Here is a 20,533-nt window from a genome sequence, read left to right as displayed (position 1 = left end):
GACGATGGAAGGCCGCCAGGCCCGAAGGAGGAGAGAGATCAAATTCTACGGAGCCGGACGCGCTGGACGGCGTGGTCGCGGTCCTTGTGCAGGACGAGGGTCGCGCGGGCGCGTGTCGGCAGGATGTTGGAGACGAGGTTGATCTCGTTGACGTCCCGCCACACGCGCTGCGCGAACGCGGCCGTCTCGTCCTCGTCCAGTTCGTGCGCGTACTTGTGGAAGTAGGAGCGCGGGTCGGTGAACGCGGTGCGGCGCAGCGCGAAGAGCCGGTCGATGTACCACTGGCGGATGTCCTCGACCCGCGCGTCCACATAGATGGAGAAGTCGAAGAAGTCCGACACGCCGAGGGCGCCGGCCGGCGGCGCCTGCAGCACGTTCAGGCCCTCGACGATGAGGATGTCGGGCCGCCGGACGGTCTGCTTCGCGTCCGGGACGATGTCGTACTCCAGGTGCGAGTACACCGGGATCGACGCCTCCTCCGCGCCCGCCTTGACCTCGGACACGAACCGGACGAGGGCGCGCCGGTCGTAGGACTCGGGGAAGCCCTTGCGGTCCATGATCCCGCGCTCGGACAGCACGGCGTTCGGGTACAGGAAGCTGTCGGTGGTGACCAGCTCCACGCTCGGATGGTCCGGCCAGCGCGCGAGGAGCGTCCGCAGCAGGCGGGACGTCGTGGACTTGCCGACCGCGACGCTGCCCGCCACGCCGATGATGAACGGGGTGGGCCGCACCTCGCCGCCGAGGAAGCCGCTGACGGTGTCGCGGAGCCGCCCGTCCGACTGGAAGAACAGGTTGAGCAGCCGGGACAGCGGCAGGTACACCTCCTCGACCTCGGTGATGTCGATCGGGTCGCGCAGGCCGCGCAGGGCGTCCAGCTCGCCGGGCGTGAGCGGCAGGGGCGTGTTCTCCCGCAGGCCGCGCCAGTCGTCCCGGGAGAGTTCCACGTAGGGGCTCGGCACGGTGTCCCATCCGCTCGTCATGCCTGAACAGTAACCGGGCAGGTCAGCCCGTCACCGGGTTTTCACCGGGCGTACACGTTAGTGCCAGGCGTCTACGCCCCTTGCAGGTAGGTCCCGGGCGGGACACCGAATAGAGTTGCCGCCATGTGCGGAATCGTGGGGTACGTAGGCGGCCGGTCGGCGCTCGACGTCGTCGTCGAGGGGCTGGCGCGGCTGGAGTACCGCGGCTACGACTCGGCCGGAGTGGCCGTGCTGGCCGACGGGAAGCTGGCGACGGCCAAGCGCGCGGGCAAGCTCGTGAACCTGCGCGGCGCCCTCGAAGAGGCGCCGCCGCCCGCGGGCACGCTCGGCATGGGGCACACCCGGTGGGCGACGCACGGCCCGCCGAACGACCGCAACGCGCACCCGCACGTCGACTGCACCGGCTCCGTCGCGGTCATCCACAACGGCATCATCGAGAACTTCGCCGAGCTGCGCGCCGAGCTGGAGGAGGGCGGGCACGGCCTGGTGTCCGACACCGACACCGAGGCCGTCGCGCACCTGCTGGAGGACGAGCTGAAGGCGGGCGGCGACCTCGCCGCGGCGATGCGCCGCGTCTGCCGCCGGCTGGACGGCGCGTTCACACTCGTCGCCGTGCACACCGGCGATCCCGACCTGGTCGTCGGGGCGCGCCGCAACTCGCCGCTCGTCGTCGGGGTCGGGGACGGGGAGAACTTCCTCGCCAGCGACGTCGCCGCGTTCATCGCGCACACCCGGAACGCGATCGAGCTCGGCCAGGACCAGGTCGTCGAGCTGCGCGCCGGCGGGGTGAGCGTCACCGACTTCGAGGGGCGCCCCGCCGAGGTGAAGGAGTACCACGTCGACTGGGACGTGTCGGCCGCGGAGAAGGGCGGCTTCGACTACTTCATGCTCAAGGAGATCGCCGAGCAGCCGCGCGCCGTCGCCGACACGCTGCTCGGCCGGATCGGCACCGACGGGCGCCTGCGCCTGGACGAGATGCGCATCCCCGACCGGGAGCTGCGCGAGGTCGACAAGATCATCATCGTGGCCTGCGGGACGTCCTACCACGCGGGGCTGATCGCCAAGTACGCGATCGAGCACTGGGCCGGGCTGCCCTGCGAGGTGGAGCTGGCCAGCGAGTTCCGCTACCGCGACCCGATCCTGTCCCCGGCGACGCTGGTCATCGCGATCTCCCAGTCGGGCGAGACGATGGACGCGCTGATGGCCGTCCGGCACGCCCGCGAGCAGAAGGCCAAGCTGCTCGGCATCTGCAACGTCAACGGCTCCACGCTGCCGCGCGAGTGCGACGGCGTCCTCTACACGCACGCCGGCCCGGAGATCGCGGTCGCGTCCACCAAGGCGTTCCTCACCCAGCTCGTCGCCGTCTACCTCATCGCGCTCTACCTCGCGCAGGTGCGCGGCACCAAGTGGGGGGACGAGGTGTTCGCGATGATCCAGCTCCTGGAGCGGATGCCGGAGAAGGTGGAGAAGGTCCTGGAGACCATGGAGCCGGTGCGCGAGCTGGCCCGGTCGCTGGCCGGTGAGCGGTGCGTGCTGTTCCTCGGCCGCCACGTCGGCTTCCCGGTCGCCCTGGAGGGCGCGCTGAAGCTCAAGGAGCTGGCGTACATGCACGCCGAGGGCTTCGCCGCCGGGGAGCTGAAGCACGGCCCGATCGCGCTCATCGAGAAGGACCTGCCCGTCGTGGTCGTCGTGCCGCCCCGGGCGCGGGACGTCCTGCACGACAAGATCGTGTCCAACATCCAGGAGATCCGGGCCCGCGGCGCCCGGACCATCGTGATCGCCGAGGAGGGCGACGCGTCGGTCGAGCCGTACGCCGACACGCTGATCGCCGTCCCGGCCGTCCCGACGCTGCTGCAGCCGCTGGTCACGACCGTCCCGCTCCAGGTGTTCGCGTGCGAGCTGGCCACCGCGAAGGGGCATGACGTCGACCAGCCGCGCAACCTCGCCAAGTCCGTCACCGTCGAGTAGCCGGGCGTTTCCCGGAACCCGCGGGCGCCGCGCCGCGTCTCACCGGGCATCGGGACCGGTCTGCTCCCCGCGGGGATGATCTGCGCATCCCCCGACGGGCCGGCGCGGCGTCCGGAGGTGACGGGTGGGAGTAGACGGCGGCCTGGGGATCGAGGCGCGCGGAGTCGCGCGCCGCTTCGGCCCGGTCGAGGCGCTGCGCGGGCTGGACATCGCCGTCCCGTACGGCCAGGTCACGGCGCTCGTCGGGGCCAACGGCGCGGGCAAGACGACGCTGCTGCTGATCCTCGCGACCCTGCTCGCGCCCGACGCGGGCACGGTGCGGATCGCCGGGCACGACGCGCTCGCCCGCCCCGCCGAGGCCCGCGACGCGCTCGGCTGGATGCCGGACACGTTCGGCGTGTACGACCAGCTCACGGTGGACGAGTACCTCGCGTTCTTCGCCGAGGCCTACGGGCTGCCGAAGCAGGAGCGCCCGCGCCGGATCAGGGCGCTGCTCAGCCTCGTCCACCTGGAGGACCACCTCGGGCAGCCCGTCCACGCCCTGTCGCGCGGGCAGAAGCAGCGGCTCGGGATGGCGCGGGCGCTCGTGCACCGGCCCCGCGTCCTGCTGCTGGACGAGCCCGCGTCCGGCCTCGACCCGCGCTCGCGCGTCGAGCTGCGCGACCTGCTGCGCTCCCTGGCCGCGGACGGGGCGGCGGTGCTGGTGTCCAGCCACATCCTCAGCGAGCTGGAGGAGATCGCCGACCGCGTCGTCCTCGTCGACCACGGCCGGACGGTCGGGGACCACGCGATGGCGGAGCTCGCCGGCGCGTCCGCCCGCGTCCGGTGGCGGATTCGCGCGCTCGACACCGGGCGGCTGGAGACGGCGCTGGCGGGGGCGCTCGACGGGCTGCCCTGGCTGGAGACCACCGGGCTCCCGGGCGGCGCCGAGGTCGGCCCGCTCACCGAGAACGAGGCCGCGGGCCTGCTGGCCGAGCTCGTCCGGGCCGGGGTGCCCGTCTGCGGGCTCGCCCCGGCCGGCAGCGCGCTCGAATCGGCCTACCTGGCGATGACCGAGAACCGGAGGTGACCGGCATGACCGCGCGCGGAATCGGCCTGGTGGCACGGCAGGAGATCAGGACGCGGCTGCGGACCGGCCGCTGGAAGATCCTGCTCGCGGCCTGGTTCGTCATCGTCAACGGGCTCGGCCTGATGTTCCGGCTCGCGCTGGAGGTGGACTCCTCCACCGACGAGGACGCGGGGATCCCGATGTTCGGCGGCGTCCTGCTCGGGGTGCTGGTGCTGATGATGCTCGTCACCCCGGCGCTCAGCGGCCAGTCGATCAACGGCGACCGGGAGCGGGGGACGCTCGCCACGCTCCAGGTCACCCGGCTCACGCCCGGCGACATCGCGCTCGGCAAGCTCGCCGCCGCGTGGGGGACCGGCCTGGTCACCCTGCTCCTGACGCTGCCGACCCTGCTGCTCCCGGTCGCCGAGGGCTCGATCGGGGTGGCGCGCGTCGTGGTCGTCCTCGCCGTCACCGGCCTGCTCATCGGCGTGGTGTGCGCCGTCTCGCAGGCGTGGTCGGCGCTGCTCGCCCGCAGCATCACCTCGGTGCTGATGTCGTACCTCACGGTGTTCGCCCTGCTCGCCGGGACGCCGCTGGTGTTCGCGATCGCCCTCCAGCTGACGGCGGAGCACCGGCCCGGCCCCTACGGCGGGTACAGCGTCGAGCACAGCGAACGCGTCTGGTGGCTGCTGTCGCCGAACCCGGTCGTCGTGCTCGCCGACGCCGCGCCGCGACTGCCGGAGGAGAGGATCGTCGTCGGCGACGAGGTGGTGAGCCGGTCGGCGTCGGACGACCCCCTGGGCGGGCTCAGCCGCAGCGTCCGCGACGTCCGCGAGGGCGAGGACGCCGACGACGGCGGCTCGGCGGAAGGGGGCGCGGTGTGGCCCTGGGGCCTCGCCTTCGACCTGGCCCTCGCCGCGGGCGCCGTGTCGATCACTGCGTCCCGGCTGCGAACCCCCGTCCACCGCATTCCCCGAGGCGTCCGCGTCGCCTGAATAAAGCGTCCCGCTGATCACCTCATCAAAACACGCCCGGCCCGGGCTCGTCCCGGCGCGAAAATATTCAGCGTGCTCCGGAACATCACACGTTCCCTGCCGCGGGATGCAATTCTCGTATTCGCTGAAATTCTCAGTCGCCGTGAAAGTTGCAGAGACTCTTTCAGGGGCGGTCGAAACGGCCGCGCTTGACCTCGTCGGTGAATCTGCGCCATTCTCCGGCGCCGAACGCGAGGATCGTCACCGCGTCCTCGGTATCGCGCACGGATATGGCGTCGGCGTCGAGCCGTGCGACCTCGACGCAGCCGTTGCTGGCGCCGCATCGGGTGCTCTTTCTCCATCGGGCGGGCGGTGTCCCACGGAAACTCATGACGGCTCCCTGCGTCGAACGGTGCCTTGGATTCGCGGCGGCGCTGCCGTGTTCAAGCACACGGTAACAAGATCGCAAAAAACGCCTGATCACCTCCGGGTAGCGCGGTACCCGTGGGTCAGGCGTGCCGAGGTGGTTCCAGAGTTGCCGGTGGGAGGCTCGTCGAGCCGGGTCGGTCGTGGACCCGGCCCGTACGGCGTGGCCCCCGGGGCGCCCTCGTGAGGCGCCGGCCAAGGGCTCAGAAGCGTGTCAACGCCCTGTCATCGGCCCAAATCGAATTCGCCCTTCTTGGCTCGATGGAGGAAGTCCCGCCACTCTCCCTGGGAGAACGACAGGACCGGGCTCTGCGTGCCGTGCTTGGCGTCCCGCGCCCCAATGAAAGGGGACGAACCAGCCAGTGTGGCGATTTCCACGCACGTGTTGCTCGCCCCGCAGTGGGCGCTTCTCCTCCACTGGGGAGCAGGAGTGGCGAAAGGGGACACTCGGTGCCTTTCACAAGGTTTGAGCCACTTAGCGGACCCGTCACCATGCGTCCTTGGCCTCGGCGATCCGCCGCCGTGATTCCTCGGTGTCCAGTGCCTGGCCTGCCAGGCTTGAATAGGCTAGCCGGTACATATAGGTAACAGCCTCATCCGCGAGGTGGCTGATTGTCAGGGATTCGGTGTGCACGATATCAGGAAATACGATGTCATGCACCGGTGAGAATTCCAGAAGGATAAACGATTCGGCCAACACCGAGTGTGCGATCCCCAACGGCAGGATCTGTACCGTCACGTTCGGCCGCTCGGTCATCCGGCACAGATGTTCGAGTTGCTCGCGCATCACCTTGTGGTCGCCGATCCGGCGCAGCAGAACCGCCTCGTCGAGAACCGCCGACAGTTCCAGGCCGGACGGCCCGTCCAGCAGTTCGCGGCGGCGCATTCGCACGTCCACCCGGCGTTCCAGTTCCTGCGGCGGGAGCGTGGCGAGGTCGCTCCAGCCGCCGATCACATGGCGCGCGTAGTTCTCCGTCTGCAGCAGCCCCGGAAAGACGGTGCTGCCCCATTCCCTGAGCGCGGTGGCCTCGGCCTCCAGGGCGATGAAGTCGGCGAGCGGGCTCGGCAGGTCGCGGTAGTCCTCCCACCAGCCCCGCTGCGCGGCGTCGTGCGCCAGCGAGATCAGGTCACCGCGCCGCGCCCCGTCCACCTCGTAGAGGTCGAGCAGGCGCCGCACGTCGCCGATCTTCGCGCCGGTCCGCGCGTTCTCGATCCGGCTGACCTTGGCGGTGGACCAGGCGAGCCGTTCGGCGACCTCGTCTCCGGTGAGGCCCCTGCGTTCGCGCAGCCTGCGGAGCTCGGCGGCCAGCCGCCGCTGCCGGACGGAGGGACCGCGGGAAGTGCTCATGGCTCGGGCCTCTCCAGTCCCGGCGGACTGATCTTGGCGCATTCTGCCGCACCGGGGGGTCGCGGCGCGAATACATCGGACCGGATGAAGAAGATTCTACGGCCGATGATTCGTATGCGCACATGACACCGAAAGTTGCACCGTAAGGTGCAATTGGCGCGGAGGCAGGGTTGGAGACCCGCCGCTCGTGGCACGCTGAGTGTGTGATCGACTTGGGGAGCCGCGGATGAGGTACGCGCACGAGGTCGGCAAGGTCCGGGCGGCGGAGCGCGCCCTCATGGCCCGGCTCCCCGAGGGCACGCTGATGCAGCGCGCCGCAGCGGGCCTGGCCTCGGTCTGCGCGCGCGTCCTGCCCGCCGTGTACGGGTCCCGCGTCGTCCTCCTCGTCGGCGGCGGCGACAACGGCGGCGACACCCTCTACGCCGGCGCCCGGCTCGCCCGCCGCGGCGCCCGCGTGCACGCCGTCCAGGCCGGCCCCAAGATCCACGAGGCCGGGCTGGCCGACCTGCGCGCCGCCGGCGGCCGGCTGCTCGGCGGCGGCGAGGAGGCCGCGATCGCCGGCGCCGACCTGATCATCGACGGCCTGACCGGCATCGGCGGGAGCGGCGGCCTGCGCGAGCCCCACGCCGCCTACGCCGCGCTCGCGTCCGAGTCCGCGGGCATCGTCGTCGCCTGCGACGTCCCGAGCGGAGTGGACGCCGGCAGCGGACGCGTCGCGGGCACCGCCGTCCACGCCGACGTCACGGTCACCTTCGGCACGCACAAGCCGGGACTGCTGATCGACCCGGGCGCGTCCTACTGCGGTGTGGTCGAACTGGTCGACATCGGGCTCGGCCCCGACCTGCCCGACCCGGACGTCGTCGCGGCCCGCCCGGTGGACGTCCAGCCCCCCGAACCCGGCCCCGAGTCCGACAAGTACCGCCGCGGCGTCGTCGGCATCCTCGCCGGCGGCGACGCGTTCACCGGGGCGGCCGTCCTCAGCGCGGGCGGCGCCGTCCGCGGCGGCGCCGGAATGGTCCGCTTCGCCTCCGTCGCGCACCCGGTGGAACTCGTCCGGCACCGCTGGCCCGAGGTCGTCACCACCGTCATCGAACCCGGCCGCGCCAAGATCCTGGAGCGCATCGGGCGCGTCCAGGCCTGGGTCGTCGGCCCCGGCCTCGGCACCGGAGCCGCCGCCGAGTCGCTCGTGGAGGCCGTCCTCACCACCGACCTGCCCGCGCTGGTGGACGCCGACGGCCTCACGGTCCTGTCCCGCCGCCGCGATCTGCTGCGCCGCGCCGCGCCGACCGTCCTCACCCCGCACGCGGGCGAACTGTCCCGGCTCATCGCCGCCACCCGCGACGACATCGAGGCCGCCCGCCTCGACCACGTCCGCCGCGCCGCCGCCGAACTCTCCGCGACCGTCCTCCTCAAGGGCTCCACCACCCTGGTCGCCGAGGAGGACCGCCCCGTCCGCGTCAACCCCACGGGCACGCCCCGCCTCGCCACCGCCGGAACGGGCGACGTCCTCTCCGGCCTGATCGGAGCCCTGCTGGCCGGCGGCATGCCCGCCCTCGACGCGGCCGCCGCCGGCGCCTACCTGCACGGCCTGGCCGCCCGCCTGGCCGCCGCCCCCACCCCCGGCCCCGAATCCCCGATCAGCGCCGAAGACGTCATCACCGCCCTCCCCGCCGCCTTCCGGACCCTCGTGGCGCCTATGGCGGGGACGCCGGGTCCGGCGCCCGGGGGCGCCTGACCCGGCGTCCCCGCTGTGTTTATTGCAGTGCCCTTCTCCTTTGGGCCTGGCGGCCCTCCATCGTCGGGTACTGCGGGCGATCGCTGGCATCGCTCCGACTCGCCTTGCGGCTCGCTTCGCGATCAGGTTCTCGCAAGCTCGAACCTGCCTTCGGACGCGATCGCAACCATTGAGGTCGTCGCGTGGTTGCGGCGGTGGCTGAGGTCGACGCGCCCGACGTGTTTATTGCAGTGCCCTTCTCCTTTGGGCCTGGCGGCCCTCCATCGTCGGGTACTGCGGGCGATCGCTGGCATCGCTCCGACTCGCCATGCGGCTCGCTTCGCGATCGCGGCTCCTGCGGCAGGTGTCAGGTGGGGTCGGTGGCCTGGGTCGGGCTGGGGTGCGCGGGGTCGGGGGTGGTCCAGCTGGCGAGGAGGCTGAGTTTGTCCTCGGAGTCGCTGCCCGGTTCGGCGTTGTAGGCGATGAGGGTGAGGCCGTCCGTGGTGAGATCCAGGGACTCGTAGGCGAGGTGGAGGTCGCCGACGACCGGGTGGTGGAAGGGCTTGGCGCCGTTGTGGTGATGGCGGACGTCGTGGCGGGCCCAGCGGGTGCGGAAGTCCTGGCTGCGGGTGGACAGCTCGCCGATGAGGTCGGTGAGGGCCTTGTCGAAGGGGTCGCGGCCGGCCTGGGCGTGGAGGAGGGCGACGGTGGTGTCGGCGGCGCCTTCCCAGTCTCCCCAGAACTCGCGGGAGTGGGGGTCGAGGAAGGTGAAGCGGGCGATGTTCGGGACGGCGCCGCGGGCTGAGTCGATCATGGGCGCGTACAGGGCGCGGCCGAGGGCGTTGGCGGCCAGCATGTCGCTGCGGCCGTTCTTGACGAACGCCGGGCCGGTCATGGAGTCCAGGAGCCGCTGCACCGAGGGCCGGACCGTCGTCGAGGCGGCGCGGCGCCCGCGGCGCGGGGACGGGCCGGCGGCGCGGGCAAGGTACTCCAAGTGGGTGCGGTCCTCGTCGCCCAGCCGCAGGGCGCGGGCCAGGGCGTCCAGCACCTGGTCGGAGACGCCGGACAGGTCACCGCGTTCCAGGCGCGAGTAGTACTCGACGCTGATGCCGGCGAGTTGGGCGACCTCGGCGCGCCGCAGGCCCGGGACCCGGCGGGTGCCGTAGGACGGCAGCCCGGCGTCCTGCGGAGTGATCCTGGCGCGGCGCGAGGTCAGGAACTCGCGGATCTGGCTGCGATGGTCCACGCCCTCCAGGCTAGGCGGGCTCGTGCCGAGGAGGGGTGCCCTGCCAGTACACCCTTCAGCAGTGCCTTCCACCCGATCGGGTCGGCGCCTTCTGATGGTGGTGCACGCAAGCGGAACGTGAAGAAGGAGTGAAGGTCATGCGTGGTGTGGTGTTGCACGCTCCTGGCGATGTGCGGGTGCGGGACCGCGAGGACCCGCGGATCGTCGAGCCGACCGACGCGGTCATCCGGGTGGCGGCGGCGTGCGTGTGCGGTTCGGACCTGTGGCCCTACCGGGGTGCGAACGGGCCGGTCCACGACCGGCCGATGGGCCACGAGTACGTCGGCGTGGTCGAGCAGGTCGGCGACGAGGTGCGGAACGTCAAGCCCGGCGAGTTCGTGGTCGGGTCGTTCTTCGCCTCCGACAACACCTGCGAGATCTGCCGGGCGGGCTACCAGTCCCGCTGCGTCAACGCCCAGCTGGTCGGGGCGTCCGGCACCCAGGCCGAGTACGCCCGGATCCCGCTGGCCGACGGCACCCTGGTCGCCGCGCCCGGCGTGCCCGGCGCGGATCTGGTCCCGTCGCTGCTGACCGCCTCGGACGTCCTCGGCACCGGCTGGTTCGCCGCCGTCGCCGCGGAGGCGGGGCCGGGCCGGACGGTGGCGGTCGTCGGGGACGGCGCGGTCGGCCTGCTCGGCGTCCTCGCGGCCCGGCGGCTGGGCGCCGAGCGGATCGCGATCTTCAGCCGGCACGCCGACCGGCAGAAGCTCGCCCTGGAGTTCGGGGCCACCGACGTGATCCCCGAGCGCGGGGACGAGGGTGTCGCGCGGCTCAAGGACCTCCTCGGCGGGCTCGGCGCGCACAGCGCGATCGAGGCGGTCGGCACCCAGGAGTCGATGATGCAGGCCATCCGCTCCACCCGGGCCGGAGGGCACGTCGGCTATGTCGGCATGGCCCACGACGTCCGGATTCCGGGTGACGAGCTGTTCTACTCCGGGGTGCACCTGCACGGCGGTCCGGCTCCGGTACGCCGGTTCCTGCCCGAGCTCATCCAGATGATCTGGGGCCGCGCCATCGACCCCGGCCGGGTCTTCGACCTCGAACTCCCCCTGGAGGACGCGGCCGAGGCCTACAAGGCGATGGACGAGCGCCGCGCCATCAAGGCCCTGCTGCGCCCCGAGGGCTGACGGCGGCGGCCCCCGGCGGGTTGAACCTGGGAACGGACGTTTGCGTCTTAGTGGACGAAGAGTGTTCGTTGGCGGGGCGTCCGGGCCGTGAGCTGGGCGATGATGCTCCGGGCACGGCCGTGGGGGCGGCACACTTGGTGTTCATGAGGGTTCCTGTGGAGGCGCGGGTCGAGGTCGGTGCCATCGGCGGCAACGTCGGGCTGCTGCGCGAGCGCGCGCGGGGCGCCGAGGTGATGGCCATGGTGAAGGCCGAGGCGTACGGGCACGGGCTGGCCGAGGCGGCCCGCGCGGCGCTCGCCGGAGGCGCCTCGTGGCTCGGCGTCGCGAAGCTGGCGGAGGCGCTGCGGCTCCGCGACGAGGGCATCACCGTCCGGACGCTGGTGTGCGTGGGCGTTCCCGGCGAGCCCTACGCGGAGGCCGTCACGCGGGACGTTGACCTGACCGTGGGGGCGGTCTGGCTCCTGGACGAGGTGGTCCGGGCGGCGGAGGCCGCGGGACGTCCGGCGCGCGTGCATCTCAAGGCCGACACCGGCATGTCGCGCGGCGGCGCGCGGGGCGGCGACTGGGACGCGCTGGTCGGCGCGGCGCTGAAGGCGGAGGCCGCGGGCCACGTCCGGGTGGTCGGGGCGATGTCGCACTTCGCCTGCGCGGACGAGCCGGGCCACCCGTCGATCGCCGCGCAGCTCGCCGCGTTCACCGACATGGTGGCGCACGCGGAGAAGGCGGGCGCGCGGTTCGAGGTGCGGCACCTGGCGAACTCGGCGGCCACGCTGACGCTGCCGGAGGCGCGGTTCGACCTCGTCCGCCCGGGGATCGCGACGTACGGGCTGACGCCGGTGCCGTCCCTCGGCACGTTCGGGCTGCGCCCCGCGATGACGCTGGTGGCGGACGCGGCGCTGGTCAAGCGGGTCCCGTCGGGCAGCGGCGTGTCGTACGGCCACACCTACCGCACCGAGCGGGAGACCACGCTGGCCGTGGTCCCGGCCGGGTACGGCGACGGCATCCCCAGGCACGGGTCGAACGTGCTGGAGGTCCTCGCGGGCGGGCGGCGCAGGAGGATCGCCGGACGGGTCTGCATGGACCAGTTCGTCATCGACCTCGGCGACGACGCGCTCGCCGCGGGGGACGAGATCATCCTGTTCGGGCCGGGCGACCGGGGCGAGCCGACCGCGCAGGAGTGGGCGGACGCGCTGGGCACGATCTCCTATGAGATCGTCACCCGCATCGGGTCCCGGGTACCGAGGGCGTACCCGGGAGGGGCGCTGTAGGGAGCGCGTGCATGGACAGCAAGAGCAGGCGCAGGATCGGCATCGCCGGTGTCGTGGCGGGTGTCGGCGCGGCGGGCGTGGGCGCGGCGGTCGGGCTGCGGCACCTCGCCGTCGGGCGGGTGCGGCTCCGGCCGGATCCGGACGCCGGCGAGCCGTTCGGCGAGCTGCGCGGCCGGGCGACGACCGTCGTCGCCGACGACGGCGTGCCGCTGCACGTCGAGGTGGACGGCCCCGAGGACGCCGATCTCACGGTCGTGTTCTGCCACGGCTACGCCCTCAACCAGGATTCCTGGCACTACCAGCGGCGCGACCTTCAGGGGTCGCTGCGGATGGTCTTCTGGGACCAGCGCAGCCACGGCCGTTCGGGACGCAGCGATCTCGCGAACGCGACGATCGAGCAGACCGGGGACGACCTGCGCGCCGTGCTGGAGGCGACGGTCCGGCCGGGCGCCCCGGTCGTCCTGGCCGGGCACTCCATGGGCGGGATGGCGATCATGGCGTTCGCGGACCGGCACCGGGAGCTGTTCGAGGAGCGGGTGGTGGGCGTCGCGCTGGTGAACACCTCCTGCGGGGATCTGGCGGAGATGACGCTGGGGCTCCCGATGGTGCTGGCCAAGGCCGTCCGGCCGCTCGCCCCGCGGACGCTGCGCGGCCTCGGCCGCCGCGCGGAGCTGGTGGAGAAGGCGCGCGGGCTGGGCGCCGACCTGGCGTTCGTCGTGACGCGGAAGATGGCGTTCGCCGACAAGTACGTCAGCCCGTCCGTGGTCGACTTCCTGGAGCAGATGATCCGGGCGACGCCGATCGACGTGATCGCGGAGTTCTACCCGGCGCTGATGGCGCACGACAAGGCCGGCTGCCTGGACGTCCTCGGCGGCGTGCCGGCGCTGGTGCTGGTCGGCGGGCGCGACCGGCTGACCCCGGCCGCGCACGGCCGGCGCATCGCCGAGGCGATGCCGGAGGCGGAGCTGGTCGAGGTGGAGCAGGCCGGGCACGTGCTGCCGCTGGAGTACCCGGGCGTGGTCACCGGCGGCCTGCGCCGGCTGATCGACCGCGTCCGTCCCGAGTACGCAGAGGAGCGCAGCGCGTGAGGGCCTTCACCATCACCGTCCCGACGGCGGAGGACATGCGCGAGCTCGGCCTGCGGCTCGCCGGGCGGCTGCGCGCGGGTGACCTGCTCGTGATGACCGGGCACCTCGGCGCGGGCAAGACGACGCTGACGCAGGGCATCGGCGAGGGCCTGAAGGTGCGCGGGCCGATCACGTCGCCGACGTTCGTCATCGCGCGGGTGCACCCGTCGCTGGCGGGCGGACCTCCGCTGGTCCATGTGGACGCCTACCGGCTCGGCGGATTCGCGGAACTGGACGATCTTGACCTGGACGCGTCCGTGGCGGAATCGGTGACGATCGTGGAATGGGGAGAAGGGCTCGCCGAGGGCCTCGCCGAGGACCGGCTGGAAGTGATCATTTCGCGCGGCGACGGACCCGGCGAGGAACGCGAAGTAAGGATCGTCGGGGTCGGTCATCGCTGGGCCGACCTGGAACTCGGCCCTGGATGACGATCGTCCGGCAACTTCTTCGGTTTTTGCCAGTCTGGATGGACCACTTTACGGCTACATGTCGTACTCTTTGCCGAACGAACCTCACCTTCGCGACCTATCGATTTCCAACGGGAGTGGGAACCGGTGAGTGGTAGCCATCGCAGCGGTAGTCACCGCGACAGCTACCGCGGTTCGGGCGGTGGCCACGAGTCTGACGGCGGTTACCGGCGGGACGGCGGTGGGTACGGCGCGGGCGGCGACGAGTACGGACGGTACTCGTCGGGGCGTTCGGGTAGCGGGCCCTACCAGAGAGAGACCGGGCCCTATGAGACCGGTAGCGGCGGCTATCGTTCCGACAGCGGCGGATACCAAGCTGAGAGCGGCGGATACCGCACCGAGAGCGGGGGCTACCGCACCGAGAGCGGCGGTTACCGCACCGAGAGCGGCGGTTACCGCACCGGCAGCGGCGGCTACAGGACGGACAGCGGCGGATACCGGTCCGGCAGCGGCGGATACCGCACCGGCAGCCACCGGGTCGTGCGCGACCGCCGTGCCGGACGGCGCTGGGCCGTCATCGTCGGCGGCGCCGTCGCGGGCATCGGCGCCTGCGTGCTGGCCGCGTTCGTCGTCCTGAGCGGGGTCGGCGCGAGCGGCGAGAAGGGCAGCGGGCAGGTCGTCGGCAGCGGCGCCTCCGAGAGCTCGCCGACGGCGAAGGGCGAGCGCGCCGCCGTCCCCGACTCCTGCACGATCGTCGGCGACGATCTGATCAACAAGCTGGCGCCCGACTCCGAGCGCAACGTGGCCGACAACTACCAGGGCGACGACCAGCAGAACCAGTGCGTCTGGGGCGCCTACGCGGGCGACCGGAAGCGGCAGCTCACCATAGAGCTCCGCGCGATCGCCGGCGGCGCCGACCAGACCCCGACGGACGCGGCCCGCAAGACGTTCACCACCGAGCGGACCGCCGACGAGTCCGGCAAGGCGCTGCTGGCCGGCCAGGAGCTCAAGGACAAGATCCGGCTGGAGGGCGTCGGCGACGAGGGCTACATCGTCTACAGCGTCGACGACAAGCAGGGCTCCGGCGAGGCCGTCGGCAACGTCCGGCTCGGGAACGTCCTCGTCACCATCCACTACTCGGGCTCCAACAAGGGCGGCCCGCTGGCGTCCCGTGACGCCACCGGCGGCGCCACCGAGGTGGCCAAGGCCGTGGTGACGGCGCTGAACCAGGGCTGACCATCCCCCGCCACTGACCGGTAGGCTTACAACCCGTGCTGGTCTTGGCTTTCGACACCGCGACCGCCGCGATCACCGTGGCGCTCTACGAGTGGACCCCGGGTGAGGGCGCGGTGCCGCGCGGCCTGGCCGAGGACGTCGATCCGCGGCGCCACACCGAGCTGCTCATCCCGTCCATCGCGGGGGTGATGGCGGAGGCCGGGGCCGCGTCCGGCGACCTCAGCGCGATCGCCGTCGGGGTCGGCCCTGGACCGTACACCGGCCTGCGCGTCGGTCTCGTCACCGCCCGCGCGATGGGCGAGGCGCTGAGCATCCCGGTGCACGGCGTCTGCACGCTGGACGTCATCGCCTGGGCCACCGGGAGGGACGAGCCGTTCGCCGTCGCGACGGACGCCCGCCGCAAGGAGGTCTACTGGGCGCGGTACCACTCGGCCCGCGCCCGCGCGACCGGGCCCGCCGTCGGGCCGCCGTCCGACGTCCTGGACGGCGCGCCCCACGGGCTCCCCGTGGTCGGTGAGGGCGCCGCCCTCTATCCGGACGTCCTCGGCGGTTCCGGGCACGAGCCGCTGCTGCCCACCGCCGGCGCCCTCGCCGAGCTGGCGATCGCGCGGCTGGCGGGCCTGAAGGTGCCGCCGCTCCTGCCGCCCGAGCCCCTCTACCTGCGCCGGCCGGACGCGAAGGAGCCGGGCCCGCGCAAGAAGGTGACGCCGGCGTGAGCGGGATCGTGCTGCGGCCCATGACCGGCGACGACCTGCCGGCGGTCCACCGGCTGGACCGCTCGCTGTTCCCCGAGAACGCCTGGAGCGAGGAGATGCTCGCCGGGGAGCTCGCCGACCAGCCCCGCACCCGCCACTACGTCGTCGCGGCCGATCCCGGCGGCGAGATCGTCGGCTACGCGGGCCTCGCCGCCGCGGGCGGGCAGGCCGACGTGCAGACCATCGGGGTCCGTGCGGACCGGCGCAAGCACGGCATCGGCGCCGCGCTGCTCACCGAGCTCCTCGACGAGGCCGTCCGGCGGCGCAGCGAGTCGGTGTTCCTGGAGGTCCGCGCCGACAACGACGCCGCCCACCGCCTCTACGAGCGGTTCGGCTTCACCCGGGTCGGCGTCCGCAAGCGCTACTACCAACCATCGGACGTGGACGCGATCGTCATGTGCCGGACGCTCCGCGACCGTCCGCCCATCGGCTTCACCAGACCCGAGTGACCCGCGGGCACCTCTGCAGGCACTCGACACAGGGAGAGTCAACGTGATTCGGGACGAGCCGCTCGTGCTCGGGATCGAGACCTCGTGCGACGAGACGGGGATCGGGATCGTGCGGGGGCACACGCTGCTGGCGGACGCGATCGCCTCCAGCGTCGACCAGCACGCCCGGTTCGGCGGCGTCGTGCCGGAGGTCGCGTCCCGCGCGCACCTGGAGGCGATGGGGCCGACGGTCGAGCGGGCGCTGGCCGAGGCCGGCGTGGCGTTCACCGACGTGGACGCGTTCGCGGTGACGGCCGGGCCGGGCCTGCCGGGCGCGCTGATGGTGGGCGTCGCCGCCGCCAAGGCGTACGCGCTGTCGCTCGGCAAGCCGCTCTACGGCGTCAACCATCTCGCCGCGCACGTGTGCGTCGACCAGCTCGAACACGGCCCGCTGCCGAAGCCGTGCGTGGCGCTGCTGGTGTCGGGCGGGCACTCGTCCCTGCTGCTGGTGCCGGACGTGGCGGGCGACGTCCGTTCCCTCGGCGGCACCGTGGACGACGCGGCGGGGGAGGCGTTCGACAAGGTCGCGCGGGTCCTCGACCTCGGTTTCCCGGGCGGCCCCGTCATCGACCGCAGGGCCCGCGACGGCGACCCGGCCGCGATCGCGTTCCCCCGCGGCAAGTACGACGACGGCACCTACGACTTCTCGTTCTCCGGCCTGAAGACGGCCGTGGCCCGCTGGGTGGAGGCGAGGGAGCGCTCGGGCGAGCCGGTCCCGGTCGCGGACGTGGCGGCGTCCTTCCAGGAGGCCGTCGTGGACGTGCTGACGCGCAAGGCGCTGAAGGTCTGCAAGGACAACGGCGTCGGCGACCTGCTGATCGGCGGCGGTGTCGCGGCCAACTCGCGGCTGCGCGCCCTCGCCGCGGAGCGCTGCGAGGCGGCGGGCGTGCGGCTGCGCGTCCCGCGCCCGAAGCTGTGCACCGACAACGGCGCGATGGTCGCCGCGCTGGGCTCCGAGCTGGCCGCCGCCGGCGCGCCCCCGTCCGCCCTGGGGCTGCCGGCCGACTCCAGCCTCCCCATAGAGACCATCAGCTGCTGACCCCGGGTGCTCCGCCGGGCTAGCACTCCGCCAGCAGTCTCGCCAGGTAGTCCTCGTAGAGGGGGACGTGGGCCTCGTCGATGGTGCGGTCGTCGTCCTCGGGGAGGAGGTCGAGGACGCTGCGGACGTCCCAGTACGGGTCGTGCCGGTGGCCGCCGGAGACCTGGTCGAACGTGGCGAGGAAGTGGTCGGCGACGCCGGTGCCGTGGCGCAGGGCCAGGCCGCGGCGCATGCGGGCGATGTCGACGGCGACGGGGCCGGACGAGGCGTCCGACCAGTCGACGACGCCGGTGAGCCTGCCGAACGACCACAGCGTGTTGTCGGCGTGGTAGTCGCGGTGGATGAACCGGACGGGCGCCTCGGGGGCGGGGCGCTCGGCGACCTCGAAGGCGCGCTCCCACAGGCCGGGGCGCAGCGCGTGCACGGGCGGGACCCGCACGTCGAGCCGGTTGTGCGGCACGTACGGCGGCATGGTGGACGCGCCGTTCAGCGCGTGCACCGACAGCAGGGCGGCGGCCAGCTGGATGAGGTACTCGGGCATGTCGTCGGGCGAGGGGCGCGGCGGGTGGCCCTTGAGCCGGGTGATGAGCAGGGCGGGGACGTCGCAGTAGGCGCCCGCGGGGTCGGCGGCGACGAGCGCCGGGGTGGGGATCTCGCAGCCGGCGAGCAGGGCCAGCGCGGCGATCTCGCGCTCGGGGGAGAACTCGGTGTCGCCGTAGCTGCGGCGCGCGGGCCCGGGGGCGCGGGACGTCCAGCGGCGCAGGACGAGGCGGTGCGCCTCGCCGGAGCGGGTCTCGACGAGGAGGGCGTGGTTGGCGTGGGTGCCGCCGCCGGCGAGGGGCCGCACCATGCGGACCTCGGCGCCCTTGCCGAGGCACTCCTCCACCCAGCGCAGGGTGGTGGAGGCGGGCGGGGCGCCGGTCTGCAGGCAGGGAGCCGGTGTGTGGGTCACCTGATCCATCAAAACGGATTCCGAAGGGTATTGGGAGTGATTTTGCGAAGACGGAACGTAACAAAATGCACGTCATCGGGGTCGCTTGAGGGAGGTCCTCCGGTCGTCACACCCCTTAGCCGGACAAACACCACGGATTCCGTTGGGTATCCGAATGCGGCCGGGTGGGGCCCGCGCCGGCCCCACCCGGCCGCCGTTCGGCGCGGGCCCGGGGGCTGCCCCCGGGCCCGGTCCGGTCCGGTCAGTCCTTGGCCTCCCGCCGGGGACGCAGCAGCGCCTCGGCCAGGGCGAGCATCGTCTCCTCCAGGGTGGACAGCCGCTTCAGCACGTCCTCGTGGACCGCGTTGACCTGCTTGGAGACCTCGTCGTGGACGCCGTCCACCTTGCGGCCGACCTCGTCCTGGACGTTGGTGAAGCGCTTGGCGAACTCGGCCTGCGCGGCGTCGGCGCGCCGCCCGGCCTCGTCCTGCATGCTCTCCACCCGCCGCGCGAACTCCGCGTGCACGCCGCCGACCTGGCGCGCGACGTCCTCCTGCATGTTGCCGACCTGCTTGGCGACGTCCTCATGGATGGTGCCGACCTGCCGCGTGACGTCCTCGTGGATGTCGCCGATCCGCTTGCCGAAGTCGTCGTGGACGCCGCTGACCTGCCGCGCCACATCGGTGTGCACGGCCTCGACCTGCTTGGTGACGTCGGCGTGCACCGACTCGACGCGGCGGGAGACGATGGCGACCTGGGTGGTGAACTCCTCCAGCGCGACGTCGACCCGCTTGGTGACCTCCTCGTGGATGTTCTCGATGCGCTTGCGGACGTCGTCGTGCACGTCCTCGAACCGGCGGGAGAACTCGTCCATCCGCTTGGCGACGTCGCTGTAGGCGGTCTCGGCGATCTGCGACATGGTCGCCTTGACCTCGTCGCGGTCCGGCCGGGCGCGCAGCTCCTCGATCAGCGGGTCGACGGCCTCGGCGAGGTGCTTCTCCAGCGCGTCGAAGCGGTCGCCGTACTCGGCCGCCGGGCGCTGCGCGACCTCGTTCAGCAGCCGGTGCAGCTCGGCGATCTCCAGCGTGGCGGGCAGCCGGGCGATCCGCTCGCCCACCCCGTCGATGCGGCCGTCGAGGCTCTCGAAGCGGCCGTCCATGCCGTCCAGCTTGCCGGACACGCCTTCGAGGCGGCCGTCGACGCCGTCCAGCCGGCCGTCCAGGCCGTCGAGCCGCCCGCCGACGCCCTCGACCCGGCCGTTGACGGCCTCCAGACCCTGCTCCATCCGCTCGGCCATCTCGCCGAGCGCCTGGTCGACCCGGGCCGTGACCCCGTTGATCGAATGCTCCAGCCGCTCGGACCGGTGGCCCAGCTCGGCCAGCGACTTGTCGAGCCGGTTGAAGCGGACGGACGCGGCCTCCATGCTGCCCTGGAGCTTGTCGAGCCGCTTGGTCATCTCGTCCATGCGCTGCGACGCCTGCTGCGTGGCGTCGGTGATCTGCTGCGCGGAGTCGAGGACGGCCTGGATGCGGGTCAGGCCCTCGTCGACGTTCTCGGCGACGACGCCGACGTCGGCCCACAGCGCGGGCAGCTCGGCGACGGGCTTGACCCGCTCGCCGAACGCCTCGATGTGCTCGGCCAGGCCTTCGGCCCATTCCGGGGGCTTGCCGGACAGTTCGTCGACCTGCCCGCGGACGCTCTCGATCTGCCCGGTCAGCCCGCTGAGCTCCCGCTCGCGGACCTCGCGGAGCAGCCACTCCATGCCTTCCAGCCGCTGGCGAATCTCGTCCAGGACCTGACCCTGTGAGCGCTGTTCATAGACGTGGTCCTGCGCCGCACGGGCGAGCAACTCCCGCATCCGATCCGAGACCGGTTGACCCCCCGTCTGCAGGAAGTTGTGATTCGTTTCCACCCGATGCTCCTTCGTGTGCCGGCGCGACGAAATGACGCACGGCAAATGAATCTCTGGAGTGGCCACTGTAGTGCGTGTAGAGCACTGCTAAAACGGGTAGCAGAGAAGATTATGAGTTCTGCGGAATGCGCCTGTTATCCGGCTGGGGCGAATAGCGAGAAATAGCCGGGCGGGCGTGGAATTCCCGCTTCACGGCCCTTGTGGTGATCGTGGTGATGGGTACCGTCCGGGGGCGGCAGGGGAGGTCGCAGGGTCCGGCGTTCTGTCCGTACATCTCGTCCAACATCGGCAGTTCCCGAACCCGCGGTCCGCTACGGCCGGGCGATGCGTGTGTGAACCGCGTGATGCAACGGAACGGGCCGCGGGGCATTTCGGGGACGCATTGGGGCCTTCGGAGTCCCGGCCGCTGAACCTGCCTTGGTGTTTTCCGGCCGGTTGATCTCACCGGGCCGTTTCCCCGCCTCCGCCGGCGCTTGCCGGGCGCCCGCAATCCCGGTGGT

At 72.4% G+C, this 20,533-nt stretch carries 19 protein-coding genes; 12 read left to right on the top strand and 7 right to left on the bottom strand.

Annotation, left to right across the window (positions count from 1 at the left end; all coding sequences use genetic code 11):
- Positions 1-38: 38 nt before the first annotated feature.
- Positions 39-980 carry a type I pantothenate kinase gene (gene coaA, locus BM339_RS36795; RefSeq protein WP_021594503.1) on the bottom strand — a complete coding sequence of 314 codons (942 nt, stop codon included), beginning with the start codon at positions 978-980 and terminating at the stop codon, positions 39-41.
- A 123-nt stretch (positions 981-1,103) separates the two neighbouring features.
- On the opposite strand from coaA, the gene glmS reads away from it, so the two are divergent.
- From glmS to BM339_RS36780, 3 genes are all read left to right on the top strand, one after another.
- On the top strand, positions 1,104-2,948 hold the full coding sequence (gene glmS, locus BM339_RS36790) for a glutamine--fructose-6-phosphate transaminase (isomerizing) (protein ID WP_075023894.1): 1,845 nt from the start codon (positions 1,104-1,106) through the stop codon (positions 2,946-2,948).
- Between the two features lie 124 nt (positions 2,949-3,072).
- Positions 3,073-4,017, top strand: a complete 945-nt coding sequence (locus BM339_RS36785; protein WP_075023893.1) for an ABC transporter ATP-binding protein — start codon at positions 3,073-3,075, stop codon at positions 4,015-4,017.
- 5 nt (positions 4,018-4,022) lie between these two features.
- Positions 4,023-4,991, top strand: coding sequence for an ABC transporter permease (locus BM339_RS36780; RefSeq protein ID WP_075023928.1), 969 nt, complete (start codon positions 4,023-4,025; stop codon positions 4,989-4,991).
- Between the two features lie 163 nt (positions 4,992-5,154).
- Here the strand turns inward: BM339_RS36780 and BM339_RS36775 are convergent, their stop codons facing one another.
- From BM339_RS36775 to BM339_RS36765, 3 genes are all read right to left on the bottom strand, one after another.
- Positions 5,155-5,361 carry a DUF397 domain-containing protein gene (locus tag BM339_RS36775; RefSeq protein WP_075023892.1) on the bottom strand — a complete coding sequence of 69 codons (207 nt, stop codon included), beginning with the start codon at positions 5,359-5,361 and terminating at the stop codon, positions 5,155-5,157.
- 260 nt (positions 5,362-5,621) lie between these two features.
- Positions 5,622-5,843 (bottom strand): DUF397 domain-containing protein, encoded by a 222-nt coding sequence (locus BM339_RS36770; protein WP_075023891.1) that lies wholly within the window; start codon positions 5,841-5,843, stop codon positions 5,622-5,624.
- 40 nt (positions 5,844-5,883) lie between these two features.
- Complete coding sequence (locus tag BM339_RS36765) at positions 5,884-6,744, bottom strand: helix-turn-helix domain-containing protein (RefSeq protein ID WP_075023890.1); 861 nt, start codon at positions 6,742-6,744, stop codon at positions 5,884-5,886.
- A gap of 226 nt (positions 6,745-6,970) precedes the next feature.
- Here BM339_RS36765 and BM339_RS36760 point away from each other — a divergent pair, with 226 nt between their 5' ends.
- Positions 6,971-8,479 carry a bifunctional ADP-dependent NAD(P)H-hydrate dehydratase/NAD(P)H-hydrate epimerase gene (locus tag BM339_RS36760; RefSeq protein ID WP_075023889.1) on the top strand — a complete coding sequence of 503 codons (1,509 nt, stop codon included), beginning with the start codon at positions 6,971-6,973 and terminating at the stop codon, positions 8,477-8,479.
- A gap of 346 nt (positions 8,480-8,825) precedes the next feature.
- Here BM339_RS36760 and BM339_RS36755 read toward each other — a convergent pair whose 3' ends face one another.
- Positions 8,826-9,704, bottom strand: coding sequence for a helix-turn-helix transcriptional regulator (locus tag BM339_RS36755; protein ID WP_075023888.1), 879 nt, complete (start codon positions 9,702-9,704; stop codon positions 8,826-8,828).
- Positions 9,705-9,841: 137 nt separating this feature from the next.
- Here BM339_RS36755 and BM339_RS36750 point away from each other — a divergent pair, with 137 nt between their 5' ends.
- The 8 genes from BM339_RS36750 to tsaD all read left to right on the top strand — a co-directional run bounded on the left by BM339_RS36750 (position 9,842) and on the right by tsaD (position 17,190).
- Positions 9,842-10,870 carry a zinc-dependent alcohol dehydrogenase family protein gene (locus BM339_RS36750; protein WP_075023887.1) on the top strand — a complete coding sequence of 343 codons (1,029 nt, stop codon included), beginning with the start codon at positions 9,842-9,844 and terminating at the stop codon, positions 10,868-10,870.
- Positions 10,871-11,013: 143 nt separating this feature from the next.
- Entirely contained in the window at positions 11,014-12,138 is a 1,125-nt protein-coding gene (gene alr / locus BM339_RS36745) for an alanine racemase (protein ID WP_075023927.1), read from the top strand.
- Between the two features lie 11 nt (positions 12,139-12,149).
- Positions 12,150-13,226: an alpha/beta fold hydrolase gene (locus tag BM339_RS36740; protein WP_021594493.1), complete on the top strand. Its 1,077-nt coding sequence runs from the start codon at positions 12,150-12,152 to the stop codon at positions 13,224-13,226.
- Positions 13,223-13,693, top strand: coding sequence for a tRNA (adenosine(37)-N6)-threonylcarbamoyltransferase complex ATPase subunit type 1 TsaE (gene tsaE / locus BM339_RS36735; protein ID WP_021594492.1), 471 nt, complete (start codon positions 13,223-13,225; stop codon positions 13,691-13,693). Before BM339_RS36740 ends, tsaE begins: the two co-directional genes overlap by 4 nt.
- Before the next feature lie 126 nt (positions 13,694-13,819).
- On the top strand, positions 13,820-14,908 hold the full coding sequence (locus tag BM339_RS49165; RefSeq protein ID WP_111832386.1) for a hypothetical protein: 1,089 nt from the start codon (positions 13,820-13,822) through the stop codon (positions 14,906-14,908).
- A 35-nt stretch (positions 14,909-14,943) separates the two neighbouring features.
- Positions 14,944-15,624: a tRNA (adenosine(37)-N6)-threonylcarbamoyltransferase complex dimerization subunit type 1 TsaB gene (tsaB, locus tag BM339_RS36725; protein ID WP_021594490.1), complete on the top strand. Its 681-nt coding sequence runs from the start codon at positions 14,944-14,946 to the stop codon at positions 15,622-15,624.
- A 20-nt stretch (positions 15,625-15,644) separates the two neighbouring features.
- Positions 15,645-16,112, top strand: a complete 468-nt coding sequence (rimI, locus tag BM339_RS36720) for a ribosomal protein S18-alanine N-acetyltransferase (RefSeq protein WP_033330102.1) — start codon at positions 15,645-15,647, stop codon at positions 16,110-16,112.
- A 43-nt stretch (positions 16,113-16,155) separates the two neighbouring features.
- Positions 16,156-17,190 (top strand): tRNA (adenosine(37)-N6)-threonylcarbamoyltransferase complex transferase subunit TsaD, encoded by a 1,035-nt coding sequence (gene tsaD / locus BM339_RS36715; RefSeq protein WP_218163856.1) that lies wholly within the window; start codon positions 16,156-16,158, stop codon positions 17,188-17,190.
- Between the two features lie 19 nt (positions 17,191-17,209).
- On the opposite strand, the gene BM339_RS36710 is transcribed toward tsaD, so the two are convergent.
- Positions 17,210-18,151, bottom strand: a complete 942-nt coding sequence (locus BM339_RS36710; protein WP_033330065.1) for a phosphotransferase family protein — start codon at positions 18,149-18,151, stop codon at positions 17,210-17,212.
- 232 nt (positions 18,152-18,383) lie between these two features.
- Positions 18,384-20,033 (bottom strand): apolipoprotein A-IV repeat region-like domain-containing protein, encoded by a 1,650-nt coding sequence (locus tag BM339_RS36705; protein WP_021594486.1) that lies wholly within the window; start codon positions 20,031-20,033, stop codon positions 18,384-18,386.
- Between the last annotated feature and the right edge of the window lie 500 nt (positions 20,034-20,533).

It is taken from the genome of Actinomadura madurae (assembly GCF_900115095.1).
Classification (GTDB): Bacteria; Actinomycetota; Actinomycetes; order Streptosporangiales; family Streptosporangiaceae; genus Spirillospora; species Spirillospora madurae.
Note: the sequence above shows the minus strand (reverse complement) of the source record. Positions and strands in the feature narration are given on the sequence as shown.

What these genes read in the sequence shown, in the direction of transcription:
- coaA (WP_021594503.1), bottom strand. Translation starts at nt 980, where the DNA reads ATGACGAGCGGATGGGACACCGTGCCGAGCCCCTACGTGGAACTCTCC.
- glmS (WP_075023894.1), top strand. Translation starts at nt 1,104, where the DNA reads ATGTGCGGAATCGTGGGGTACGTAGGCGGCCGGTCGGCGCTCGACGTC.
- BM339_RS36780 (WP_075023928.1), top strand. Translation starts at nt 4,023, where the DNA reads ATGACCGCGCGCGGAATCGGCCTGGTGGCACGGCAGGAGATCAGGACG.
- BM339_RS36775 (WP_075023892.1), bottom strand. Translation starts at nt 5,361, where the DNA reads ATGAGTTTCCGTGGGACACCGCCCGCCCGATGGAGAAAGAGCACCCGA.
- BM339_RS36765 (WP_075023890.1), bottom strand. Translation starts at nt 6,744, where the DNA reads ATGAGCACTTCCCGCGGTCCCTCCGTCCGGCAGCGGCGGCTGGCCGCC.
- BM339_RS36760 (WP_075023889.1), top strand. Translation starts at nt 6,971, where the DNA reads ATGAGGTACGCGCACGAGGTCGGCAAGGTCCGGGCGGCGGAGCGCGCC.
- BM339_RS36750 (WP_075023887.1), top strand. Translation starts at nt 9,842, where the DNA reads ATGCGTGGTGTGGTGTTGCACGCTCCTGGCGATGTGCGGGTGCGGGAC.
- alr (WP_075023927.1), top strand. Translation starts at nt 11,014, where the DNA reads ATGAGGGTTCCTGTGGAGGCGCGGGTCGAGGTCGGTGCCATCGGCGGC.
- BM339_RS36740 (WP_021594493.1), top strand. Translation starts at nt 12,150, where the DNA reads ATGGACAGCAAGAGCAGGCGCAGGATCGGCATCGCCGGTGTCGTGGCG.
- rimI (WP_033330102.1), top strand. Translation starts at nt 15,645, where the DNA reads ATGACCGGCGACGACCTGCCGGCGGTCCACCGGCTGGACCGCTCGCTG.
- BM339_RS36710 (WP_033330065.1), bottom strand. Translation starts at nt 18,151, where the DNA reads ATGGATCAGGTGACCCACACACCGGCTCCCTGCCTGCAGACCGGCGCC.